Below are 21,307 nucleotides of genomic sequence, written 5' to 3'. Positions count from 1 at the left end.
CGCCGTCAGGAGTGCGGCCTCATCGCCGCAGGTGCTCGCACCTACCGATGATAGCCCGGCCGATGGGCCCCTGCTCAGGCGACGTCGTCGGTCACCACGAAGTCCGCACCGGTCCGCGCTCGGACGAACTCCACGTCGACGCCCGGGGCCAGGCGCCGCAGCACCAGACCCCGCCACCGGCGCCCGTCGTGATGGGTGATCGACTCGACGTCGAAGACGCACAGGTCGGTGACGATGCGGGAGACGACCCCGACCCCGGTGCGCGGCAGCGTGCAGGCGTCGACGATCTTCGGGGCGCCGTCCTTGGTCACATGGGTGGTCATGACCACCACCTTCTCGGTGCCCGCCACCAGGTCCATCGCCCCGCCCATCCCCTTGATGAGCTTCCCCGGGACCGCCCAGTTGGCCAGGTCCCCGTCCTCGCTGACCTCCATGGCGCCGAGGATCACCGCGTCGAGGTGTCCGCCGCGGATCATGGCGAAGCTCTGTGCGGAGTCGAAGGTCGCGGCGCCGGGGACGACGGTGACGGTCTGCTTGCCGGCGTTGATGAGGTCGGCGTCCTCCTCACCCTCGAACGGGTAGGGACCGGTGCCCATGACCCCGTTCTCGGAGTGCAGCCACACCCGCACCCCCTCGGGGATGTGGTTGGCCACCAGGGTGGGCATCCCGATCCCGAGGGTCACATAGTCGCCGTCGTGCAGCTCCTCGGCGGCCACCGCCGCCATCTCGTCACGCGTCCAGGCCATGGGGCTCCTCCGTCCGGGCGGACTCGGCGGGGCGGGGTCGTGTGGTGCGCTGCTCGATGAGCTTCTCCCGGTCGATGCAGCGGATGAGCCGGTCGACGTACACCGACGGCGTCTTCACCCTGTCCGGGTCGATCTCCCCGGCGGCGACGACCTCCTCGGCCTCGGCCACGGTGACCCGGCCGCAGGTGGCGACCAGGGGATTGAAGTTCTCGGCCGAGAGCCGGTAGGTCAGGTTCCCCCACTCATCGGCGGTGTGGGCGCGCACCAGGGACAGGTCGGAGACGATGGCGCGCTCCATCAGATAGGTCTCCCCGTCGAAGACCTCCTGCCGCTTGCCCTCTGCCGCGAGGGTGCCGACGCCGGTCTTGGTGTAGAAGGCGGGGATCCCGGCGCCACCGGCACGGACACGCTCGGCGAGGGTCCCCTGCGGGGTCAGCTCGACGTCGATCTCACCGTCCATGTAGAGCTGGGCGAACAGCCGGTTGCCCCCGACGTAGGAGGAGACCACGCGGCTGACCTGGCCGGATTCGAGGAGCAGGCCCGGTCCGGCGCCGTCGATCCCCATCACGTTCGAGACCACGGTCAGGTCCCTCACACCGGTCTCGACGACGGCGTCGATGAGGTCGGCGGGGACGCCGCTGAGGCCGAAGCCCCCAAGAGCGATGGTCATACCGTCGAAGACGACGTCGGCGACGGCGTCGCGGGCGTCGGATCGCAGCACGGACACGCAGGACTCCTCTCGTCGTCACCACCCTATCCGGGCGGACCGACGAGAGGGGCCCCGTGTGACGGTCACGACTTCAGCTCGGCGTCGACCTCGAACTCGGGCTCGGTGGCCTCCCGGACGGACTCGACGGTGGCACCCGGTGCCAGTCGGCGCAGGACCATCCGGCGTCCACCGGTCGGGTCCTCGGCGTCGACCGGTTCGATGTCGAAGACCGCGAGGTTGGTCACGATGCGGTCCACCACGCCGACCCCGGTGCGGGGCAGGGAGCACTCGGTCACGATCTTCGGTGTGCCCGACTTCGCCGTGTGGTCCATGACGATGATGACCCGCGGCGTGCCGGCCACCAGATCCATGGCCCCGCCCATCCCCTTGACCAGCTTGCCCGGGATCGTCCAGTTCGCCAGGTCTCCCTGGTCGGTGACCTCCATGGCTCCGAGGATCGCGGCCTGGACGTGACCGCCGCGGATCATCGAGAAGCTGGTGGCCGAGTCGAAGATCGAGGCGCCCGGCAGCAGGGTGACGGTCTGCTTGCCGGCGTTGATGAGGTCGGCGTCCTCCTCACCCTCGTAGGGGAAGGGTCCGGTGCCGAGGATCCCGTTCTCGGACTGCAGGGTGATGTGCACACCCTCGGGCAGGTGGTTCGCCACCAGGGTGGGGATGCCGATGCCCAGGTTGACGTAGTCCCCGTCGTTCAGCTCGGCCGCTGCCACCGCGGCCATCTCGTCACGGGTCCAGCCGACCTCGGGGCGCTCGGTCTCGGCCGTCGAGGTCTCCGCCGGTTCGGACCCGCCGTCGGCGGGTTCGCTGCTGAAGCCGGCGGGGGCGGGCCGCGGCCGGGTGGTGGTCTTCTCGATCAGCTTCGGCCGCGCGGAGGCCGGGACCAGCCGCTGGACGAACACCGAGGGGGTCATCACCTGGTCGGGACGGATCTCCCCGGCCGCGACGATGTTCTCGGCCTCGACCACGGTGACCCGGCCGCAGGTGGCGGCCAGATGGTTGAAGTTCCCCGCCGTCAGGTTGTAGACGAGGTTGCCGTACTCGTCGGCGGTGTGGGCGTGGACCAGGGAGACGTCGGCGACGATGCCCTCCTCGAGCACGTAGGTCTCACCGCCGAAGTCCTGGTGCTGCTTGCCGTCGGCGATCTGTGTGCCGACCCCGGTCTTGGTGAAGAACCCGGGGATGCCCGCCCCTCCGGCGCGCATCCGCTCAGAGAGGGTCCCCTGCGGGTTGAACTCGACCTCGACCTCGCCGGCGAGGAACATCTCCGCGAAGAGCCTGTTCTCGCCGACGTAGGAGGCCATGATCTTCCTGACCTGTCCGTTCTCCAGGAGGAGCCCGAGGCCCGCTCCGTCGACGCCCATGTTGTTCGAGGCGATGGTCAGGTCCTTCACCCCGGAGTCCCGCACCGCTTCGATCAGGTCGGACGGGATGCCGCAGAGGCCGAAGCCCCCGACGGCCAGGGTCATCCCGTCGAAGAGCAGTCCCTCCAGGGACTCCGCCGCACTGCTGTGTCGCTGAACCATCGCTTCTCCTCGTTCGTTCTGTTCGCGTGTTCGCCGCTCGTCCGGCCCCGTCCGTTCAGCCGCCGGCACGGACGTCGTCGACCTGCCCGTCGGCGAGCAGGTCCACCGCCTGCTCCCGCATCTCGACCTTACGGACCTTCCCGCTGACGGTGGTGGGCAGCTCGTCGACGATCACGACGTAGCGCGGGATCTTGTACTTCGCGAGCCGGCCCTCGCAGTAGTCCCGCAGTCCTCGTGCGGTCAGCGGTTCGGCACCGCCGCGCAGCCGCACCCAGACCATCAGCTCCTCCCCGTACTTCTCGTCGGGGACGCCGATGACCTGCGCGTCGAGGATGTCCGGATGGGAGTAGAGGAACTCCTCGATCTCCCTGGGGTAGATGTTCTCCCCGCCGCGGATGACCATGTCCTTCAGCCGGCCGGTGACCTGGACGTACCCGTCGGCGTCCATCCGGGCGAGGTCGCCGGTGTGCATCCAGCCGTCGGAGTCGATGACCTCGGCGGTCTTCTCCTCGTCGTTCCAGTAGCCCGACATCACCGAGTAGCCGCGCGTGCAGAACTCTCCGTCCTCTTCCACCGGGAGGGTCTCACCGGTGACCGGGTCGACGATGCGGATCTCGACGTGCGGCCCCACCCTCCCGACGGTGCTGACCCGGCGCTCGAGGGAGTCGTCGGTGCGGGTCTGGGTGGAGACCGGGGAGGTCTCGGTCATGCCGTAGCAGATGGTGACCTCCTCCATATGCATCTCCCCGATGACCCGACGCATGATCTCCTCCGGGCAGGGGGACCCGGCCATGATCCCGGTGCGCAGCGTGCTCAGGTCGAACCGGTCCCGGGATTCGAGGCTGAGTTGGGCGATGAACATCGTCGGCACCCCGTAGAGGCTGGTGCAGGCCTCGTCGGCCACGGCCTGCAGGGTGGCCTCCGGGTCGAAGGCCGGGGCCGGGATGACGACGGCGGCTCCGTGGGTGGTCGCCGCCAGGTTGCCCATCACCATGCCGAAGCAGTGGTAGAAGGGCACCGGGACGCAGATGCGGTCCGCCTCGGTGTACCGGCAGACCTCACCGACGAAGAAGCCGTTGTTCAGGATGTTCCGGTGGGTCAGCAGCGCACCCTTCGGGAAGCCTGTGGTGCCGGAGGTGTACTGGATGTTGATCGGGTCCCGCGGCGACATCGTCGCCGAGACTTCGGCCAGCAGGTCGACGTCGATCTCTGCGCCGGTGAGCTCGGACCACTCGGGGCTGTCCATGATCACGGCGAGCTCGACGCCGCCGACCTCCCGCTGCGCGCGGGCCAGCATCCCCGGGTAGTCCTGGTCCTTGAACCGTCGTGAGCAGATCACCGCCGTGGTCCCGGACTGCTCCAGCACGTAGTTGAGCTCGTGCTGCCGATAGCTGGGATTGATGTTGACCAGGATCGCGCCGATCTCGGCGGTGGCGTACTGGGTGAGGATCCAGTGCCAGGAGTTCGGCCCCCAGATGCCGACCCGATCCCCGGCGCGGACTCCGGCGCGGTGGAGCCCGACGGCGAAGCGGCGCACGTCCTCACGGAACTGGGCGTAGCTCCACCGGCGGCCGGCGCCGACGTCGACCAGACACTCCCGGTCCGGGAACCGCTCGGCGGTGCGACGCAGGTTCTCCGGGATCGTCTCCTCGAGCAGAGGCACGTCGGTGGGCCCGTGGTCGTGGGCGGTCGCGAGCCGACCGCCCCCCGCCTCGCCGGAGCTCGACATCTCCTGCTGAGGCTCGCCTGGTCCCTGCATCTGCGGTCTCCCCTTCCGAAGTCGGCGGACGCCGGTGCGCGCCGGTGAGGTCCATTTCAGTTAACGGTGCTCAACTCAACTGCGCTGCCCTCAACCTAGCACTGCGTGACCGGGCTCACAACAGCTCTGCGGTCGCCCGCCGGGTCAGCTCAGCATGTCCGCGGCGACGGTCTCGCGCAGGATCTCCGAGGTGCCGCCGAAGATGGTCAGCAGCCGCACCGCCAGATAGGCCTGAGCCACCGGGTACTCCAGGATGTAGCCGTAGCCGCCGTGCAGCTGCAGGCACACGTCGGCCGCATCCTTGGCGCGCTCCGAGGCCCACATCTTCGCCTTGGAGGCGGCGACGACGTCGAGCTCCCCCACGTTGAACCGGCGGACCGTCTCGGCCACGTAGTGCTGGGTGGCCTCCAGGGCCACCTGCTGCTCGGCCAGGCGGAAGCGGGTGTTCTGGTACTCAGTGATCGGCGAGTCGAAGGCGCTGCGGTCCCTCACGTACCGGAGGGTCTCCTCCAGGACCTGGCCGGCGACCACCGCGGCGGAGGCGGCCACGGCGAGCCGACCCTGCGGGAGCAGCTGCGTGATCATCGCCAGCCCCTGCCCCTCATCCCCGATCCGGTTCTCCGCCGGGACGCGGACCTCGTCGAAGAAGAGCTCCGCCGTGTCGGAGGCCTTCAGGCCCATCTTGTCCAGCTGGGTGCCGGCCCGATACCCGGGGTTCCCCTCCTTCTCGACCAGGAACAGGCTGAAGGACTCGGCGCCGCCGCGGCCGGACGAGCCGTCGGTGCGGGCGAGCACCAGGGCGCCGTCGCCGGTGATGCCGTTGCCGATGAAGGTCTTCTGACCGCTGATCAGGTAGTCGTCACCGTCGCGGACGGCCTTGGTGCGCACTCCGCGCAGGTCCGATCCCGCCCCCGGTTCGGTCCAGGCGACCGACGTGATGAACGAGGCGTCCATGAAGCGCGGCAGCCAGGTCTCCCTCTGCGCGTCGGTGCCGAACCTCAGCACCGCCGGCAGCACCCAGTCGTCATGGAGGTGGAAGGCCAGCCCGACCGCCAGCGCATCGGCCCGGGCGAGCTCCTCATCGATCACCATGCGGTAGCGGTAGTCGTCCAGACCCATGCCGCCGTGCTCCTCCCCGACGGCGAGGCCGAGCAGCCCGTTCTCCGCCGCGGCCTCCCAGAGGCTGCGGTCCATCCGATGCTCGGCGTCCCAGCGCCGGTAGTGCGGGGTCACCTCACGGGCGACGAACTCCCGGACGACCTCACGGAACTCCTCATGGATCTCGTCGTAGAAGCCTGCGAACATGCTCATCCCTCTCCTGTCGGTGATGTGTGGTCGTCCGGTCTGTGCGCGACGGGGCTGTGCTCGACGGGTCTGTGCTCGACGCGGATCGCCGCACGCGCCATGGCGGCGAGCAGCCGCGCGCTGTCGGCCGTCTCGTCGGGCCCGGCCTCACGCAGATGCCGCATCGAGTGCTCGGTGGAGTTGATCAGGCCGAACACGGCGTGGACGCGGGTGCGCAGCTCGAGCACCCCGGCCCAGGGATGGAGCTGCTGCAGGGCGGCGGACCAGATGTCGACGTACTCGCGCTGCATCCGACGCACCCGGCGCCGGTCGCCGTCGGTCAGCCGCAGCAGCTCCTGATCCTGGATGCGGATGATGTCGGGGCTGCCCATCGCGAAGCCGACCTGGTGGGCGATCAGCCGATCCAGCCGCACCGAGGGGTCGCCCTCCTCCGAACGGATGGCGCGTCCGGCCTCGAGCAGCCGCTCGGAGACGCCGATCAGGAGCTGACCGAGCAGGTCCTGCTTGCCCGCGAAGTGCCGATAGATGGCCTGTCCGGAGACTCCGACCTCGCTGCCGATCTCGTCGAGCGCCACGGCGCTGTAGCCGTACCGGCCGAACAGGCGGCCGGCGGCGGCGAGCAGATCCAGACGACGCTGCGCCTTCTCCGCCTGGCGACGCGTCGGGGCGGCGGCGGACGCGGAGGGCGCCCTCGGATCCGCCGCGTCGAGTGCGGTGCGGCCCGCCGTCTCGGCTCTGGACATCTGTGACCTGCCCCACTAGGTTGGACTTCAGTGAACGAGGATTAACTCAAATCTACGCCGCGGGGACGGATCCGTACAGCCCCCCACTCGGGGCCGGGTTCCACCACCGGCAGCATCACCGGCCACCGACCTCGCCGACCACCGACACTGCCCACCACCGACCCCGCCCCCATCGACCCAGCGGAGGACACCGGACCCATGGAGATCCTCTCCGGCGCCGCGGACACCCGTTCCGAGGAGTTCCGCGCCCACTCCGAGGCCAACCGCAGGCTGGCCTCCGAACTGCGCACCAAGCTCGACGAGGCCGCCCTCGGAGGCCCCGAGAAGTCGCGGCGACGGCACATCGAGCGGGGCCGCCTGCTGCCCCGCGAGCGCGTGGAGCGTCTCCTCGACGAGGGCAGCCCGTTCCTCGAGATCAGCGCCCTGGCCGCCGACGGCCTCTACGACGGCGCCAGCCCGGGTGCGGGACTCATCGCCGGCATCGGGCTGGTCCACGGACGACAGGTGATGGTGGTGTGCAACGACTCCACGGTCAAGGGCGGCACCTACTTCCCCATGACGGTGAAGAAGCACCTGCGCGCCCAGCAGATCGCCGAGGAGAACCGCCTCCCGTGCCTCTACCTGGTCGACTCCGGCGGAGCCTTCCTGCCCATGCAGGACGAGGTCTTCCCCGACCGCGACCACTTCGGCCGGATCTTCTACAACCAGTCGCGCCTCTCCGCGAAGGGCATCCCCCAGCTGGCCGCGGTCCTCGGCTCCTGCACCGCGGGAGGCGCCTACGTGCCGGCGATGAGCGACGAGTCGATCATCGTCCGCAACCAGGGCACGATCTTCCTGGGCGGCCCGCCGCTGGTGAAGAGCGCCACCGGCGAGGTCGTCACCGCCGAGGAGCTCGGCGGAGCGAAGGTGCACACCTCGGAGTCGGGAGTCGCCGACCACATCGCCGAGGACGACGACCACGCCCTGCAGATCCTGCGCGACATCGTCGCCACCCTCCCCGACCCCGCCCCCCGGGCCTGGCCGGTGCGCGAGCCGCTGGAGCCCCGCCGCCCGGCGGAGGAGCTCTACGGCATCGTGCCCACCGATGTGAACCGCCCCTACGACGTCCACGAGATCATCGCCCGGATCGTCGACGACGGCGCCTTCCACGAGTTCAAGCGGGACTACGGCACCACGCTGGTGACGGGATTCGCCCACATCGACGGCCACCCTGTGGGGATCGTCGCCAACAACGGGATCCTGTTCTCCGAGTCCTCCCTCAAGGGCGCACACTTCATCGAACTCTGCGACCAGCGCGGCATCCCGCTGCTGTTCCTGCAGAACATCTCCGGGTTCATGGTCGGACGCGAATACGAGGCCGGAGGCATCGCCAAGAACGGCGCCAAGATGGTCACCGCGGTGTCCACGACTCGGGTCCCGAAGATCACCGTCATCATCGGAGGCTCCTTCGGCGCGGGCAACTACTCGATGTGCGGGCGTGCCTACTCTCCGCGCTTCCTGTTCATGTGGCCCAACGCCCGGATCTCGGTGATGGGCGGCCAGCAGGCCTCCTCGGTGCTGGCCACCGTGCGCCGCGACCAGCTCGAAGCCGCGGGCGAGGAGTGGTCCGCCGAGGATGAGGAGGCCTTCAAGGAGCCCATCCGCGCGAAGTACGAGGAGCAGGGCGTGCCCTACTACTCGACCGCGAGGCTCTGGGACGACGGGATCATCGACCCCGTCGACACTCGGCGGGTGCTGGCCATGGCGCTGGAGACCTGCTCGCGGACCGAACTCCCCGACCCCGGCTTCGGCCTGTTCAGGATGTGAGATCCCGGATGAGCACCGACACGACCGACACCACCACGGAGGACGCGGCCGGCACGGCCCTGTTCTCGACCGTGCTCGTCGCCAACCGGGGTGAGATCGCCTGCCGAGTGATCGCCACCCTTCGCCGACTGGGCATCACCGCCGCAGCCCTCCACTCCGAGGCCGACGCCGAGGCGAAGCACGTCCGGATGGCCGACCTCTCCGTCTGTGTGGGTCCCGCGGCGGCCGCAGAGTCCTATCTGGACGTCGACGCCGTCATCGACGCGGCCCGACGGACCGGCGCCGACGCGGTGCACCCCGGCTACGGATTCCTCTCCGAGAACGTGGAGTTCGCCCGCGCCTGCCGGAACGCCGGTCTGGTCTTCATCGGTCCCGATGAGCACGCCCTCGAAGTGATGGGCGACAAGATCCGCTCGAAGAACCATGTGGCCGAGGCCGGGGTCCCGATGGCCGAGGGCGTCTCCGAGCCGAACCTCGACGACGAGTCCCTGATCGCCGCCGTCGAGGGGATGACCTACCCGCTGCTCATCAAGCCCTCGGCCGGCGGCGGCGGCAAGGGGATGCACGTCGTCGAACGGCCCGAGGACCTGCCCGAGACGCTGAAGACCGCCCGGCGGGTGGCGACGTCGTCGTTCGGCGACGACTCCCTGCTCATCGAACAGCTCATCCGGTCCCCGCGGCACATCGAGGTCCAGGTGCTGGCCGACGCGCACGGATCCGTGGTGCACCTCGGGGAACGCGAGTGCTCGCTGCAGCGGCGGCACCAGAAGGTCGTCGAGGAGGCGCCGTCGTCCCTGCTGGACGAAGCCACCCGCGAGCGCATCGGGGCCGCCGCCTGCGAGACCGCACGCAGCGTGGACTATCGGGGCGCGGGCACTGTGGAGTTCCTCGTCTCGGACGAGGATCCCGAGCGCTTCTACTTCATGGAGATGAACACCCGACTCCAGGTCGAGCACCCCGTCACCGAGCAGGTCACCGGAGTCGACCTGGTCGAGCAGCAGATCCGCATCGCCGCCGGACTGCCCATGACGCTGAGCCAGCACCAGGTGACCCTGACCGGCCACTCCGTGGAGGCCCGGGTCTACTCCGAGGTGCCGGAGGCCGGATTCCTTCCGAGCACGGGGACGGTCTCCGCCCTGCACGAGCCCGTCGGCGAGGGGGTCCGGGTGGACTCGGGGCTGCGGGTCGGCACGGTGATCGGCACCGACTACGACCCGATGCTCGCGAAGGTCATCACCTGGGGCGAGGACCGGGAGCAGGCCTTCGCCCGACTCCACCGCGCCCTCGGCGAGACCGTCGTCCTCGGCGTAGAGACGAACCTGTCCTTCCTGCGGACCCTGACCGCCGATCCCGACGTGCGCGCCGGACGGATGGACACCACCATGATCGACAGGATGGTGCCGCGGCTCCCGACTCCCTCGCCCGACGAGCGCCTCGCGGAGGCCGCCGCACGCTGGGTGTTCTCGACCGACGCCTCCGGGACCCAGTCCCGCAGCGCCGGGTCCGGTCCCACCGGATGGCGGCACGACGGCTGGCGCCCCGGAGGCACCGCCGCGCCGTCGCACCTGATGCGGTGGCTCCCGGCCTCCGGCGAGGAGCCGCCGGTCACCTACTCGGTGACCCTGGACGGCTCCGCGCGGCTCGACGACCTCGGCCCCCTCAGCACGGCGCCCGGCGACGTCGGACGCAGGGTGCTGCTGAGCATCGACGGCGTCTCGGTACCCTTCGTGTTCGCCCGCGGCGCCGAGGGCCCGGAGGGCGTCGAGGTGTGGGCGTGGTCGAGCGGGTTCTCGGGCATGGTCACCGTGCTGGACCGCCGCGCCCAGACCCTGGGCCGTCTGGCACAGCTCGAGGCCGAGCAGGTCACCGCCGCGCCGGAGGTCACCGCGCCGCTCCCGGGCACCGTCGTCGCCGTCGAGGCCTCCTCCGGTGATGCGGTCGGCGCCGGCGACGGACTGGTCACGATCGAAGCGATGAAGATGGAGCACCGGCTCACCGCACCGATGGACGGAGTCGCCAGGATCTCCGTCGACGTCGGTGAGACGGTCACCCGCGGTCAGGTGCTGGCCGCGGTGGAGACGTCCGACGAGGCCGACGGGCCGGACGAGAGAGAGGCATGATCACCATGGCAGCAGAGTTCCAGCTCGATGAGGAGCAGCAGGCGCTGGTGGAGGCGGTGCGCGAGTTCACCGAGGAGGTGATCGCCCCGGTCTCCGCCCGGCACGACCGCGAGCACTCGTTCCCGTACGAGGTGATCTCCCAGATGGGCGAGATGGGCCTGTTCGGCCTTCCGTTTCCGGAGGAGTACGGCGGGCAGGGAGGCGACTACTTCCACCTGTGCCTGGCCCTGGAGGAGATCGCGAAGGTGGACCAGTCGGTGGCCATCACCCTGGAGGCCGGGGTCTCCCTGGGCGCGATGCCCATCTACCGGTACGGCACCGAGGAGCAGAAGCAGGCCTGGCTGCCGACGCTGACCACCGCCGAGCAGCTGGCCGGATTCGGCCTCACCGAGTCCGAGGCGGGCTCCGACGCCGGCGGCACCCGGACCAAGGCCGTCCTCGAGGACGGTCAGTGGGTGATCAACGGGACCAAGGAGTTCATCACCAACTCCGGCACCGACATCTCCACCCTGGTGACCGTCACCGCGGTGACCGGGGAGCAGACCCGCGAGGACGGTTCGGTCAAGAAGGAGATCTCGACGATCCTGGTGCCCACCGACACCAAGGGCTTCACCGCCGAGCCGGCCTACGACAAGGTCGGTTGGAACGCCTCCGACACCCACCCGCTAACGCTGAAGGACGTGCGGGTCCCGGAGGCGAACCTGCTGGGCGAGCGCGGCCGCGGCTACGCGAACTTCCTGGGGATCCTCGATGAGGGGCGCATCGCCATCGCGGCACTGGCCACCGGCGCGGCCCAGGGCTGCGTGGACCAGTCGGTGCGGTACGCCAAGGAGCGGGAGACCTTCGGGGCTCCCATCGCGAAGAACCAGGCGATCTCCTTCAAGATCGCCCGCATGCAGGCCCGCGCCCACTCGGCCCGGCTGGCATACTACGACGCCGCGGCGAAGATGAACGCGGGGCTGCCCTTCAAGACCGAGGCGGCGATCGCCAAGCTCATCGCCGGTGAGGCCGCGATGGACAACGCCCGCGACGCCACCCAGGTGTTCGGAGGCTACGGATTCATCAACGAGTTCGTCGTCTCCCGGCACTACCGTGATTCGAAGATCCTGGAGGTCGGCGAGGGCACCACCGAGGTGCAGCTGATGCTGATCGCACGCAGCCTCGGGCTGCTCTGAACCTGACGCCCGTCCGCCGGGCGAACCGCCGAGGAGGAACGATGAGTGAGGACGCACAGCCGTCGAGGGTCGTGGCCCAGCGGGGCCTGTACTTCGACGAGATCGAGGTCGGCACCCTCTACCGGCACGCGCCGGGACGTACGGTGACGGAGGCGGACAACGTCTCGTTCACCACGATGACGATGAACACCCAGTCCCTGCACCTGGATGCGCACTGGTCGGCCGCCCAGCCCTTCGGACGGCCCCTGGTGAACTCCATGTTCACGCTGGCCACCATCGTCGGCGCATCGGTGGCCCAGCTGACCCAGGGCACGATCGTGGCGAACCTCGGGTTCGACACGGTGACGTTCCCCCACCCCCTGTACCACGGGGACACCCTGTATTCGGAGTCCGAGATCCTCGAGAAGCGCGCCTCGAAGTCCCGGCCCGGGCAGGGCATCGTGACCGTGCGGCACATCGGCCGCAATCAGGACGGCACGGTGGTGGCCGAGTGTGTCCGCCATGTGATGCTGTGGAAGTCCGAGGCCGCCCCGAAGGGAGACACCCGATGACCGATGCCGCCGCGCCGCTGTTCGACCTGGGTCCCGCGCTGCTCTTCTGCCCGGCGGATCGGCCGGAGCGCTACGCCAAGGCCGCCGAGCGGTCCGATGCGGTGATCCTCGACCTCGAGGACGCCGTCGCGCCGGGCGACAAGGCTGAGGCACGCAGGCACCTCGCCGAGCATCTCACCGCCGGAGCCGGCACCGACGAGGCCCTGCGCGCACGCACGATCGTGCGGGTCAATCCGGTCTCGGAGGAGGAGTTCTCCGAGGACCTCGCGGTCCTGTCCACGACCGAGGTGAAGTGGGTGATGCTGGCCAAGGCCGAGTCCGCCGCCGACGTCGACGTCGTCGCGCGTGCGCTGCCGGGAGTCGGGGTGCTCGCCCTGTGCGAGACGGCCGCCGGTGTGGTCGCGGCCGAAGAGATCGCCGCCCATCCGGCGACCGCGGCCCTGATGTGGGGCGCGGAGGACCTGATCGCCTCCATCGGCGGCAGCTCCTCACGGCACCCCGACGGTACGTACCGGGACGTGGCCCGTCAGGCGCGGTCGCGGGTCCTGCTCGCCGCCGCCGCACACGGTGCGGTCGGCATCGATGCGATCTGTGCGGACTTCACCGACGTCGAGGGTCTCGCCGCGGAGTCCGCCGATGCGGTGGGCAGCGGGTTCGCCGCCAAGGCGTGCATCCACCCGGCGCAGGTCGCGGTGATCCGCGAGGCCTATGCTCCGACTGAGGAGGAGCTGGAGCACGCCCGCGCCCTGCTCGGCGAGGTGTCCCGACACGGCGGGGCGTTCCAGTTCCGCGGTGCGATGGTGGATGCCCCGCTGATCCGTCACGCGGAGCGCGTGGTGCGGCGGGCGGAGGCCACCGGAACCGCCTGAGCCGGTCAGCGGTGCTGGGATCCCGGCAGCGGACGCCGTGAGGTGCCGCGCCAGGCGCGGTAGGCCCAGACGGTCATCACGATCACCGCAGTCCAGGCCGCGGCGACGATGATCCCGCTGAGCAGGTCGGGGTCGGAGACGAACGCGCCGACGGCGACGAGTGATGCCTGTCCGGGGACCGAGGCGATGAGTGAGGCGACGACGAAGTCGCGCTGCCCGACCCCGAAGGCGCCGGCGCCGTAGTTCAGCGGCCAATAGGGAAGGCCCGGCAGGAGCCGGAGCATGTACACCGCCTGGAAGCCGGCCGCCGAGAGGTGCTTCTCCACACGTGGGCCGTAGCTGCCGATCAGCTTCGACACCGTCTCGCGGCCGAGACCCCGAGCCGCCCAATAGGCGCCCCAGCAGCCGATCATGACTCCGATCACGGAGAGGATGCTTCCTTCGACGACTCCGAAGAGCACTCCCCCGGTGATGGCCATGATCGTGACGGGGATCGGTGTCATGGCGACGACTGCGTAGAGTCCGACGAAGCCGAACCGTGCGCCCCATCCGAGGGACTCGATCCAGGCGTGCAGCGTGCCCAAGGACGGCAGGCTGACGTTGAAGGCCATCCAGACCATTCCCAGCACGGCGAGGACGAGCGCCCCACCCCGCAGGATCACCCCCCAGTCCGGCCCGTCGCCGGCCCGAGCTGTCGTTCGGCGGTCTCCTCGGTCTGCATCACCCACAGCACCACTCTAGGTGCCCGCGGTCCCCTGCCGATCACCGTCGGCGGCGTCGCAGGCACGGAACGGCGCTGCACATTCTGCGACAATGTCGTGGTGAGCGAGTCCCGTACCCCTGAGTCAGAAGAGCCCGTCGACCGGCCGTCCTCCGCACCGTCCGAGCGGGCGCGCGCCGAGGACGAGCAGCCGACGCCGCAGCTGACGGAGGCGCAGTCGAAGCGGCTGCGCCAGCCGCTGGTGGGGATGGTGATCACCGTGGCGGTGACGTTCGGGGCCGTGGCGGCGTTCCTGATGATGAACCCGGAGCCGACCCCGGATGAGAACCCGCGCGACGAGGACGTCGTCTCGGAGGCGTACTTCGCCGCCGGCATCGCGGAGTTCACCCCGATCGCTCCGGAGGTCGCCGACGGCTGGACTGCGAACTATGCCCGCTGGGAGAGCTCAGGAGAGCATGGAGTGCCGGTCTGGGAGGCCGGCTACACCACCGATGACGTCTCGTTCTTCGGGTTCGCCCAGACGGATCAGGGCAATCCCACCTGGGTCGGCTCGGAGGTGTCCGGGGCGGCGTCGACGGGGACCGCCGTATTCGAGGACATGGAGTTCGAGACCTACGAGAGTGACGACGAGCGCCGCTATTTCGTGCTCTGGGGTGACGACAACGACGTCGACGGTACTACTGTGGTGATCACCACCGACGCCTCCGAGGAGGAGGTCGACTCCGGGATGGAGGCCCTGGTCGAGTCCATCGGCCAGGAGGTGGAACTCGACGGCGACGAGGACGGCACCGCGGACGGCGAGGACGCCGTCGAGTCGGAGGTCCCCGAGGAGGACTGATGAGCGAGCACACCGGATCCGCGGAGCGTCCGGCACCGGCGGACGTCTGGGAGATCCTGCGACGCGGCAACGAACGCTTCGTGTGCGGCGACGTCGACCATCCGAACCAGAATGCGGAGCGGCGCAGCTCGCTGACCGAATCGCAGCATCCGATGGCGGTGATCTTCGGCTGTTCGGACTCACGCCTGGCCGCGGAGATCATCTTCGACGTCGGTCTGGGAGACGTCTTCGTGGTCCGCACCGCAGGACAGGTCATCGACGACGCCGTGCTCGGCTCTCTGGAGTTTTCGGTGGAGGAGCTGAAGACTCCGCTGATCGTCGTGCTCGGTCACGATTCCTGCGGGGCGGTGAAGGCCACCATCGATGCGACGGCCTCCGGTACGACTCCTCCCGGCTATGTGCGCAGCCTGGTCGAACGCATCACGCCCTCGGTCCTCCATGCCCGTCGCAACGGGTTCGAGTCGGTCAACGACACCGTCGAGGAGCATGTGAAGCAGACGGCCGACCGGATCGTGGACAGCTCCCGGGTCCTGCACACCGCGATGCAGGAGGGCCGCGTGGCGATCATGGGGGTCACCTACCGGCTCGCCGAAGGTCGCGCCGACGTCGTCTCCTCCCTCGGCGAGGTCTGAGCCGCACTCACCGCGGTCCGGTCAGTCGCCGGAGTGGTCGTCCCGGAATATCTCGGGCGGCTCGTCGCCGTCCTCCAGCTCGACCGGCCCGTCGCAGCCCCACTCGTCCATGTGGTCACATTCGCCTGAGACGTGTCGGGTCGAGGCTCGCCAGATGTCGGCCTCCCCGGGTGAGGATTCGAGCGAGGCGGTGCCGTCGATCTGGACCCAGTCCTCGTCCTCGAGGCGGAACTCGGCCGAGAACACCGTCTCGACGGTGACCGGGTATCGACCGGTGTCGGTGTACACGTGGGAGGTCTCGGTCTCAGCGTCCGTGGGGTTGACCGGTTCGCCTTCGGGCGTGGTCTCCGGCAGGGGACCGCCCGAGTCGGAGGTGGTCCGTGAGGCTCCGTCGCCGTAGTCCCAGCGGTACTCGATCGGGGTCGCACGGATCTCGACCTCCTCACCGAGGATCTCGTCGGTCACGACCTGCTCCTCGACCTCGGCATAGATGTGGGTGTGCGCCGACTTATCGTTCTCGCATAGGAAGACCCCCGCAGGACTGCAATCCTCGGGGGTCTGGAGGACCGCAACGCGGGCGGTCCGTCAGGGTCAGTCTATCCAGGACTGGGCTTGTGGCGGTAGTCCCGTTGAGCAGTGCTCCGGGCGCTTTTCTCGATTCTCAGCCTCAAACCGATGAATGCCGGTGATATCCACCCGAACCCTGGGGAACCGGACCAGGGAGCCTCAGACGGCCGTCTACGGGCTAGGTCACAGCTTCTCGACGCTCCGGTCTCCGGGGGGTCTAGGAGTCGTGAGCGAATGTCGCAGAGCGTGGACGGGGGCGGCGGGTTTCATTGGGGATGGGGACCGAGAGAATCCAGCCCCGGCGCAGCCGGGTCCGCTATCTGAGGAGAGAATCATGACCGTCACCATTGATCACCTGGAAGAGATTGCCCGCTACTTGGGCGTCGAACCCCACGAGATCCTGGAGCTAGGGAAGCGCAACACCGGACACCCTGAATGGTGCGAGGAAGGCCCGGACTGCTCAGAGGACGCGAAGTTCGAGCGTGTCCATTTCTCGAAGGAGCGGACCCGCAATGTCGAGGCTCCTGGGAGATTCGGTGACTCAGACTCGGGAGAGGATATCGAGGTCAGGGTTCGTTGGTCTCGTTACGACTCCCACCCTCAGGATCCGCCGCCCGCGTGCAGCAAGGCGCTGGAGATCATCATGCAGAACCGCGCCTACACCGACGAGTTCCAGGTCACTGGCGGCCCGGACCACATCCGCAAGATCGCCGCTGTGCTGGTCGAGGAGGCCGACCGGATGGAGCGGTCAGCTTGACCCCGCGCCCGCGCAAGGTGGCAGGCACTTCGTCGGCAGGTGACACATTCGGTGTCACCTCACGGCGCTTGTCTCCGCCGCCGTGCTGGCCCTCCGGTCTTGCCTGGATTTCAAATCCGACCAAGCCGAACTCCTCTAGGTCGGCCTGATTGTTGCGCATCACCTGTTACTCGTGATCCGTCTGGTAACGCTTACCAGTTGCACAGAGTGAGACCCCCCGCGCTCGTTGTTCACGGGGGGTCTCGTCCGTCGGCCGATGAGAGTGGGGCAGAAGGAAACCCCAACCGACGGGTCCCGGGGGAGACACCGGACCTGGCAGAACAGGCCCCCCGGGGGTCTATGCGCCGCGGTAGACGGCGGTGAACTCTCGGTGGTGTGGTCGTCCTCCTGCGGTGTGGGTCTGGACCTTGCCCTCGATCTCCATCTCCGCGCCGTCCCAGACCACTCGGGAGGAGTTGGAGAACTCGGGGGCCGCTGCGGGGATGATGACCCGGTAGCGGCCGGTGAGCACCAGGGAGAGCCGCTGGTCGGGATCCTCGGTGCCGGCGGGGAACACCTGGGCGGGCAGGTCGGTGTCCTCGTAGGTGGTGATCGGCTGTCCCCATCGGTCATAGGTGGTGGTGGCCACGCGGACGGTGATCGTATCCTTCAAAATCATCGCGCCCGCTTCCGGTGGCGATTCAAGACCATCGTCTCGGCCAGGGACCAGCCCTTGAACCCGCCCGAGTAGCGGACCGCGCCGACGGAGTAGTGGATCTGCTCGGGGTTGGCGACCAGCCGTGCTGCGGCGGTGGTGATGACCGCGGCGATGTCCTCGGCCACACCGTCGGCGGTGAATCCGTTGCCGCGGGTGTACGCCTTCGCCATTGCGGTGACGATGGGGACGTGCTCCTGGGCCAGGTCGGGCACGCCCGTGTGTTCCCCGCCCTGGCCCAGGAAGTCAGCCACGTCCTGCCCGGTGGGCAGTGCGACGTAGGTGTTCATCACTCGCCGCCGTCGCCGCCCATGATGACCACGGCCTCCGGGCGCAGCAGACCGAGATCCCACCTCGTGGTGACTCGGATGGCCTGCTGGTCGTGCGCGGCGTAGGTCTGGTCGAGAATCTTGATCGACGGCGCGGTATCGCGGACCACTGCCACGGTCGAGAAGTCCGCGAGGATCGCCGTGCCCTGCGGGATCTTGTTCGAGACCGTGACCGGGGTGCCGAACAGCCGGTACGTGGCATCCCGGGTCAGGTCGGACTCCAGCAGGTACCGACCGGTGGAGTCCTTGGCCTTCCGTAGGGTGATGAAGTCGGTGCCGTTGACCAGCAGCCGGTTCGCGGTCACCTCGGCGGCGGAGAGCAGCGCCTGGGCGTCGAGAAAGGCGTCGGGCTCGGCCGGGTCGTAGTCAGCCGACTGTGTGCCGTCCTGGTGGAGGATGCCGGTGATCGAGTCATCGGCTCCGTCGCCGGCGAGCAGCTGGTCGTCGAGCATCTGCGAGATGTCGTTGACCATCCGGGCCTTCAGCACCGCGTCGAGTCCGACGATGGACTGGCGGGCCAGCTCGTTGCTGTAGCGAACGATGCTCTTGATGCTCTTGCGGGACTCCGGCATCAGGCGGATCTCTCCGAACTCGGCGGAGTAGTCGTCGGGGATCTGCTCGGACTCACCGACCACCGCGGGGGTGCCGGAACCGACCAGGGTGGGGATCCGCAGCGGAGAGGCGGAGTCGAAGATCTTGGGGCCGGCTGCGAGGACGACGGACTGGGCCTCCAGGGGCTGCAGGAGGAGAGCGGAGACCTGCTCCTGCAGGATCTCCGGGGCATCGGCGCGGTTCATGACCATTGGGAAAGCTCCTAGCGGTTGAGGTTCAGGTGAGAAGTGAGTACTCACCTGCTGTTGTCACCTCAGCCCACCAGGAGCTGCGAGAGGGCCGGCCACCAGGACCGACCCTCTCAGGATACCCCACAGGGGTACTAGTTGTCGTGCGTGTCAGGGTGAGCCCTGGCGATGTGTGCGAAGGCCCGGGCGTAGCGGATCGCTGACTCGTGCGACAGCGGGGTGTCGAAGCCCTTGCGCGTCCGATGGTCCATCTCAGCGGCGATCAGCTTCTCCAGGGCCTGGTAGAGCGTGTCTGCGACGCGGTCCCGTGCGCTCATCCTCCCGCTCCCGCCCGCAGCAGGCCGGCGAGATCCACGGTACTGGTGTCCTGTGTCACGGCTCCCTGCCCGATGCTCCCCGCGGGCTTCCGAGCCGCCAGGTGCGGCTTACGGGCCAGTAGGTCGTCCAGAGCCGCTGTGAGCGCGTCCTGGTCCTCCAGGTGCTCGGGATCGAACGGCAGGTCCGAGGGGTCGGCCAGGCGTCCGGTAGCGGCTGTCAGGGCCGTGTGGAGGCGCTGGGCGTAGTCGTCGGCCTGCTGGGCGCGCTGGCGGTAGCGGGCGCTCTCATCGCGCAGCTTCTCGACGTACGACCTGGGGAAGGTTTCGGGCGCATCCTCGGGCTCCTGCGAATCCTCCTCGGGGGTCTCATTTGAAATGACACCCTTCTCAGAGGTCGGATCTGAGATCTGACCTGCCTGCTCCTGCTCGGTGGTGTTCTGCTCCGTCATGGTTCTCCTCTCATCGGGCCAGGCGTTGTGCCTGGGCTTCGGTCTGGTAGTTCCGGCTTCGGACGTTGATCTGCGGAACGGGGTGGCATCGGCAGCCGGTGTGCCGGGGCATCCGGTGCGTGGGCTGGAAGACCCGTCCCTCGCGCCACCACCAGGTGCAGAGCTGGCAGGCTCCGGTGTCGAGGCCGCGGGTCCACCCGGTGACGGTCTTCTCCCTCTGCATGGCCTGCTGGAACCCGTCCGATGCGGCCTCCATCGGTTCCGCGGTGGCCAGCCGGTCCAACTGCATGTGCGTGTCTTGGGAGGCCGCGAGGATCGTCGCCAGGGCTGTGGAGAGCCGCTCGGCCTGGGATTCCGGCAGGGTCGCCGCCAGGGTGTAGGGCCGGCCGGTGGCCTGCTCGGCGTAGGCCCGGAAGTAGGCTTCCCCCGCTGCGGTGCCGCGCTGTCGGGCCACGTCCACCACCGTGGCGGCGGTGTCGATGAACTCCTCCCGGGTGATGGTCCCGGCCTCCATGAGGCTGTTGAGGCCGAGCAGGGAGGCCGAGGCCTGGGCACCGAGCCGGTCCACGATGTCCTCGTAGAGCTTCACGAGGTCATCACCGCCCCGATCTCGGTCCCGGCCCGGTCGAGGGCTTCACCGCGACGCTGTGCCCTGATCCGGGTGATCTCGTCCTCGGTGTAGCCCAGACGCTCCAGTGCCGTGGTGGCCGGCAGCAGGCCGGCGGTGTAGAGCTTCACCGTGGCGTCGGCCTCCTGGGCGGCCGAGCGGGTGGCCGGGTCGGCCCAGACGATCCCGACGTTCGCTGCGGCGGGGTCGGTGCCGGTGGCCACCGCGTGGGCGAGGTCCATGACCTTCTCCCAGGCCCGTCCGAACGTGGCCTGTCGGGCCTCGCACCGGGCGGTCAGGGACGCCTCAGCGGCCCGGAGCCCGTCGGCGCTGGGCGGCTGGTTCCCGGTCACTCCTACGTAGTGCGCCGGCAGGGACGACACCGCCATGATCTGGGCGACGATGGACCGGATCGCGGTCTCGTAGCTGTTGAGGTCGGAGGCCGGCAGCTGCCCGAACTTCGAGTCCGGAGCCTCCGAGATCAGCATCCGGTCACCTTCCGGATAGGGGTTGGTGACCTCGCCGTCCTCGTCCTCCTCCAGCTCGATGCCGGTGGCCCAGCGGCGCGGGCGGGCGTAGTTCTCGGAGCCCACCATCAGGTCAGCGAGCAGCTTGTTCAGCGAGTCCTGGAGTGGGATCAGGTCGCGCAGCTCGGAGACCCCGGGGTCGAGCAGTCGGTCACTGTTGCGGAACTCCACCACCGGGACGACTCCCAGCGGGTTGTCCAGGGTCTCGGACACTCGGAACTGCGAGGCCGCGGTCGCCCCGTGGGACGTCGAGGTGTACCGGGTGATCGTCTCCGGGCCGTAGACCACCGCTTCGGTGCCGGTGGGCGTATCCCACTTCTTGACCGCCGCAGTGATGGCCCGGGTGCCGGGATCACGGCGGGCGATCATCTGGTGAGCAGATTCCACCGAGATCGACGGGCGGCCGGTCTCATCGGCCCAGACGATCACGAACGCCGAGCCGAGGATCAGGGCCTCCCGGTGCAGGGTCGCTGAAAGCTGGTCCAAATCGCAGGCGGCCCAGGTCTCCCACAGGGCGGGGTCGGCGGCTCCGTTGCGGGTGAAACCGGTTACTCGCAGCCGCTCGGCGATGGAGGTCACGGCCAGGCGGCAGTAGTTCGCGCTCATGTGGGTCAGCCGGTTGGACAGGGCCTCCCGGGCTTCGGGGCTCATGAAGCTCAGCGGGGTGGCTCCAGCATAGTAACTGTCCAAGTTGGACAGTCGGTGGGCGCGGCCGTCGATCTCTTGAACCATGCTCTGCAATAGG

The 21,307-nt window shown here is 69.0% G+C and carries 23 protein-coding genes and 1 pseudogene; 8 read left to right on the top strand and 16 right to left on the bottom strand.

Annotation, left to right across the window (positions count from 1 at the left end; genetic code table 11):
• Nucleotides 1-74: 74 nt before the first annotated feature.
• The 7 genes and pseudogenes from N7E59_RS02365 to N7E59_RS02335 form a co-directional block, all read right to left on the bottom strand.
• Nucleotides 75-746, bottom strand: a complete 672-nt coding sequence (locus N7E59_RS02365; RefSeq protein ID WP_261623310.1) for a 3-oxoacid CoA-transferase subunit B — start codon at nucleotides 744-746, stop codon at nucleotides 75-77.
• On the bottom strand, nucleotides 730-1,473 hold the full coding sequence (locus N7E59_RS02360) for a CoA transferase subunit A (protein ID WP_261623309.1): 744 nt from the start codon (nucleotides 1,471-1,473) through the stop codon (nucleotides 730-732). The genes N7E59_RS02365 and N7E59_RS02360 overlap by 17 nt, the downstream gene beginning before the upstream one ends.
• 65 nt (nucleotides 1,474-1,538) lie before the next feature.
• Nucleotides 1,539-2,192, bottom strand: coding sequence for a 3-oxoacid CoA-transferase subunit B (locus N7E59_RS02355; protein WP_390904994.1), 654 nt, complete (start codon nucleotides 2,190-2,192; stop codon nucleotides 1,539-1,541).
• A 165-nt stretch (nucleotides 2,193-2,357) separates the two neighbouring features.
• A pseudogene (locus tag N7E59_RS02350) lies at nucleotides 2,358-2,996 on the bottom strand (CoA transferase subunit A); the annotation flags it as partial.
• Nucleotides 2,997-3,051: 55 nt separating this feature from the next.
• Complete coding sequence (locus N7E59_RS02345) at nucleotides 3,052-4,725, bottom strand: AMP-binding protein (protein WP_261623497.1); 1,674 nt, start codon at nucleotides 4,723-4,725, stop codon at nucleotides 3,052-3,054.
• A 174-nt stretch (nucleotides 4,726-4,899) separates the two neighbouring features.
• Nucleotides 4,900-6,060 (bottom strand): acyl-CoA dehydrogenase family protein, encoded by a 1,161-nt coding sequence (locus tag N7E59_RS02340; protein ID WP_261623496.1) that lies wholly within the window; start codon nucleotides 6,058-6,060, stop codon nucleotides 4,900-4,902.
• Between the two features lie 2 nt (nucleotides 6,061-6,062).
• A complete protein-coding gene (locus tag N7E59_RS02335) occupies nucleotides 6,063-6,803 on the bottom strand; it encodes a TetR/AcrR family transcriptional regulator (protein ID WP_261623308.1) in 741 nt (246 codons plus the stop codon).
• Nucleotides 6,804-7,001: 198 nt separating this feature from the next.
• Between N7E59_RS02335 and N7E59_RS02330 the strand changes: the two genes are divergently transcribed.
• From N7E59_RS02330 to N7E59_RS02310, 5 genes are read left to right on the top strand one after another with little or no spacing between them, the layout of a single operon-like run.
• On the top strand, nucleotides 7,002-8,609 hold the full coding sequence (locus N7E59_RS02330) for a carboxyl transferase domain-containing protein (protein WP_261623307.1): 1,608 nt from the start codon (nucleotides 7,002-7,004) through the stop codon (nucleotides 8,607-8,609).
• Nucleotides 8,610-8,617: 8 nt separating this feature from the next.
• Nucleotides 8,618-10,729: an ATP-binding protein gene (locus N7E59_RS02325; protein WP_261623306.1), complete on the top strand. Its 2,112-nt coding sequence runs from the start codon at nucleotides 8,618-8,620 to the stop codon at nucleotides 10,727-10,729.
• On the top strand, nucleotides 10,726-11,904 hold the full coding sequence (locus tag N7E59_RS02320) for an acyl-CoA dehydrogenase family protein (protein ID WP_261623305.1): 1,179 nt from the start codon (nucleotides 10,726-10,728) through the stop codon (nucleotides 11,902-11,904). The genes N7E59_RS02325 and N7E59_RS02320 overlap by 4 nt, the downstream gene beginning before the upstream one ends.
• Nucleotides 11,905-11,945: 41 nt before the next feature.
• Nucleotides 11,946-12,455 carry a MaoC family dehydratase gene (locus N7E59_RS02315; RefSeq protein WP_261623304.1) on the top strand — a complete coding sequence of 170 codons (510 nt, stop codon included), beginning with the start codon at nucleotides 11,946-11,948 and terminating at the stop codon, nucleotides 12,453-12,455.
• On the top strand, nucleotides 12,452-13,324 hold the full coding sequence (locus tag N7E59_RS02310; protein ID WP_261623303.1) for an HpcH/HpaI aldolase/citrate lyase family protein: 873 nt from the start codon (nucleotides 12,452-12,454) through the stop codon (nucleotides 13,322-13,324). Before N7E59_RS02315 ends, N7E59_RS02310 begins: the two co-directional genes overlap by 4 nt.
• Before the next feature lie 5 nt (nucleotides 13,325-13,329).
• On the opposite strand, the gene N7E59_RS02305 is transcribed toward N7E59_RS02310, so the two are convergent.
• Nucleotides 13,330-14,052 carry a TVP38/TMEM64 family protein gene (locus N7E59_RS02305; RefSeq protein WP_261623302.1) on the bottom strand — a complete coding sequence of 241 codons (723 nt, stop codon included), beginning with the start codon at nucleotides 14,050-14,052 and terminating at the stop codon, nucleotides 13,330-13,332.
• A gap of 93 nt (nucleotides 14,053-14,145) precedes the next feature.
• Here N7E59_RS02305 and N7E59_RS02300 point away from each other — a divergent pair, with 93 nt between their 5' ends.
• Nucleotides 14,146-14,883 carry a DUF4245 domain-containing protein gene (locus tag N7E59_RS02300; RefSeq protein WP_261623301.1) on the top strand — a complete coding sequence of 246 codons (738 nt, stop codon included), beginning with the start codon at nucleotides 14,146-14,148 and terminating at the stop codon, nucleotides 14,881-14,883.
• Entirely contained in the window at nucleotides 14,883-15,515 is a 633-nt protein-coding gene (locus N7E59_RS02295) for a carbonic anhydrase (protein WP_261623300.1), read from the top strand. The genes N7E59_RS02300 and N7E59_RS02295 overlap by 1 nt, the downstream gene beginning before the upstream one ends.
• A gap of 21 nt (nucleotides 15,516-15,536) precedes the next feature.
• Here N7E59_RS02295 and N7E59_RS02290 read toward each other — a convergent pair whose 3' ends face one another.
• Entirely contained in the window at nucleotides 15,537-15,980 is a 444-nt protein-coding gene (locus N7E59_RS02290; protein ID WP_261623299.1) for a hypothetical protein, read from the bottom strand.
• Between the two features lie 436 nt (nucleotides 15,981-16,416).
• Between N7E59_RS02290 and N7E59_RS02285 the strand changes: the two genes are divergently transcribed.
• Entirely contained in the window at nucleotides 16,417-16,839 is a 423-nt protein-coding gene (locus N7E59_RS02285; RefSeq protein ID WP_261623298.1) for a DUF6907 domain-containing protein, read from the top strand.
• Between the two features lie 337 nt (nucleotides 16,840-17,176).
• Here the strand turns inward: N7E59_RS02285 and N7E59_RS02280 are convergent, their stop codons facing one another.
• The 7 genes from N7E59_RS02280 to N7E59_RS02250 form a co-directional block, all read right to left on the bottom strand.
• Nucleotides 17,177-17,467, bottom strand: a complete 291-nt coding sequence (locus N7E59_RS02280) for a hypothetical protein (RefSeq protein ID WP_261623297.1) — start codon at nucleotides 17,465-17,467, stop codon at nucleotides 17,177-17,179.
• A 26-nt stretch (nucleotides 17,468-17,493) separates the two neighbouring features.
• The gene (locus N7E59_RS02275; RefSeq protein WP_261623296.1) at nucleotides 17,494-17,823 is read right to left on the bottom strand and encodes a hypothetical protein; all 330 of its coding nucleotides are present in this window, start codon (nucleotides 17,821-17,823) and stop codon (nucleotides 17,494-17,496) included.
• A complete protein-coding gene (locus tag N7E59_RS02270; protein WP_261623295.1) occupies nucleotides 17,823-18,665 on the bottom strand; it encodes a phage major capsid protein in 843 nt (280 codons plus the stop codon). The genes N7E59_RS02275 and N7E59_RS02270 overlap by 1 nt, the downstream gene beginning before the upstream one ends.
• Before the next feature lie 131 nt (nucleotides 18,666-18,796).
• Nucleotides 18,797-18,979 carry a hypothetical protein gene (locus N7E59_RS02265; RefSeq protein ID WP_261623294.1) on the bottom strand — a complete coding sequence of 61 codons (183 nt, stop codon included), beginning with the start codon at nucleotides 18,977-18,979 and terminating at the stop codon, nucleotides 18,797-18,799.
• Entirely contained in the window at nucleotides 18,976-19,428 is a 453-nt protein-coding gene (locus tag N7E59_RS02260; protein WP_261623293.1) for a hypothetical protein, read from the bottom strand. The genes N7E59_RS02265 and N7E59_RS02260 overlap by 4 nt, the downstream gene beginning before the upstream one ends.
• A 10-nt stretch (nucleotides 19,429-19,438) precedes the next feature.
• The gene (locus N7E59_RS02255; RefSeq protein WP_261623292.1) at nucleotides 19,439-20,017 is read right to left on the bottom strand and encodes a VG15 protein; all 579 of its coding nucleotides are present in this window, start codon (nucleotides 20,015-20,017) and stop codon (nucleotides 19,439-19,441) included.
• Nucleotides 20,014-21,294 carry a phage portal protein gene (locus tag N7E59_RS02250; protein WP_261623291.1) on the bottom strand — a complete coding sequence of 427 codons (1,281 nt, stop codon included), beginning with the start codon at nucleotides 21,292-21,294 and terminating at the stop codon, nucleotides 20,014-20,016. The genes N7E59_RS02255 and N7E59_RS02250 overlap by 4 nt, the downstream gene beginning before the upstream one ends.
• Nucleotides 21,295-21,307: the final 13 nt, after the last annotated feature.

This window comes from Nesterenkonia marinintestina (assembly GCF_025420485.1).
In the GTDB taxonomy this organism is placed as follows: domain Bacteria; phylum Actinomycetota; class Actinomycetes; order Actinomycetales; family Micrococcaceae; genus Nesterenkonia; species Nesterenkonia marinintestina.
Note: the sequence above shows the minus strand (reverse complement) of the source record. Positions and strands in the feature narration are given on the sequence as shown.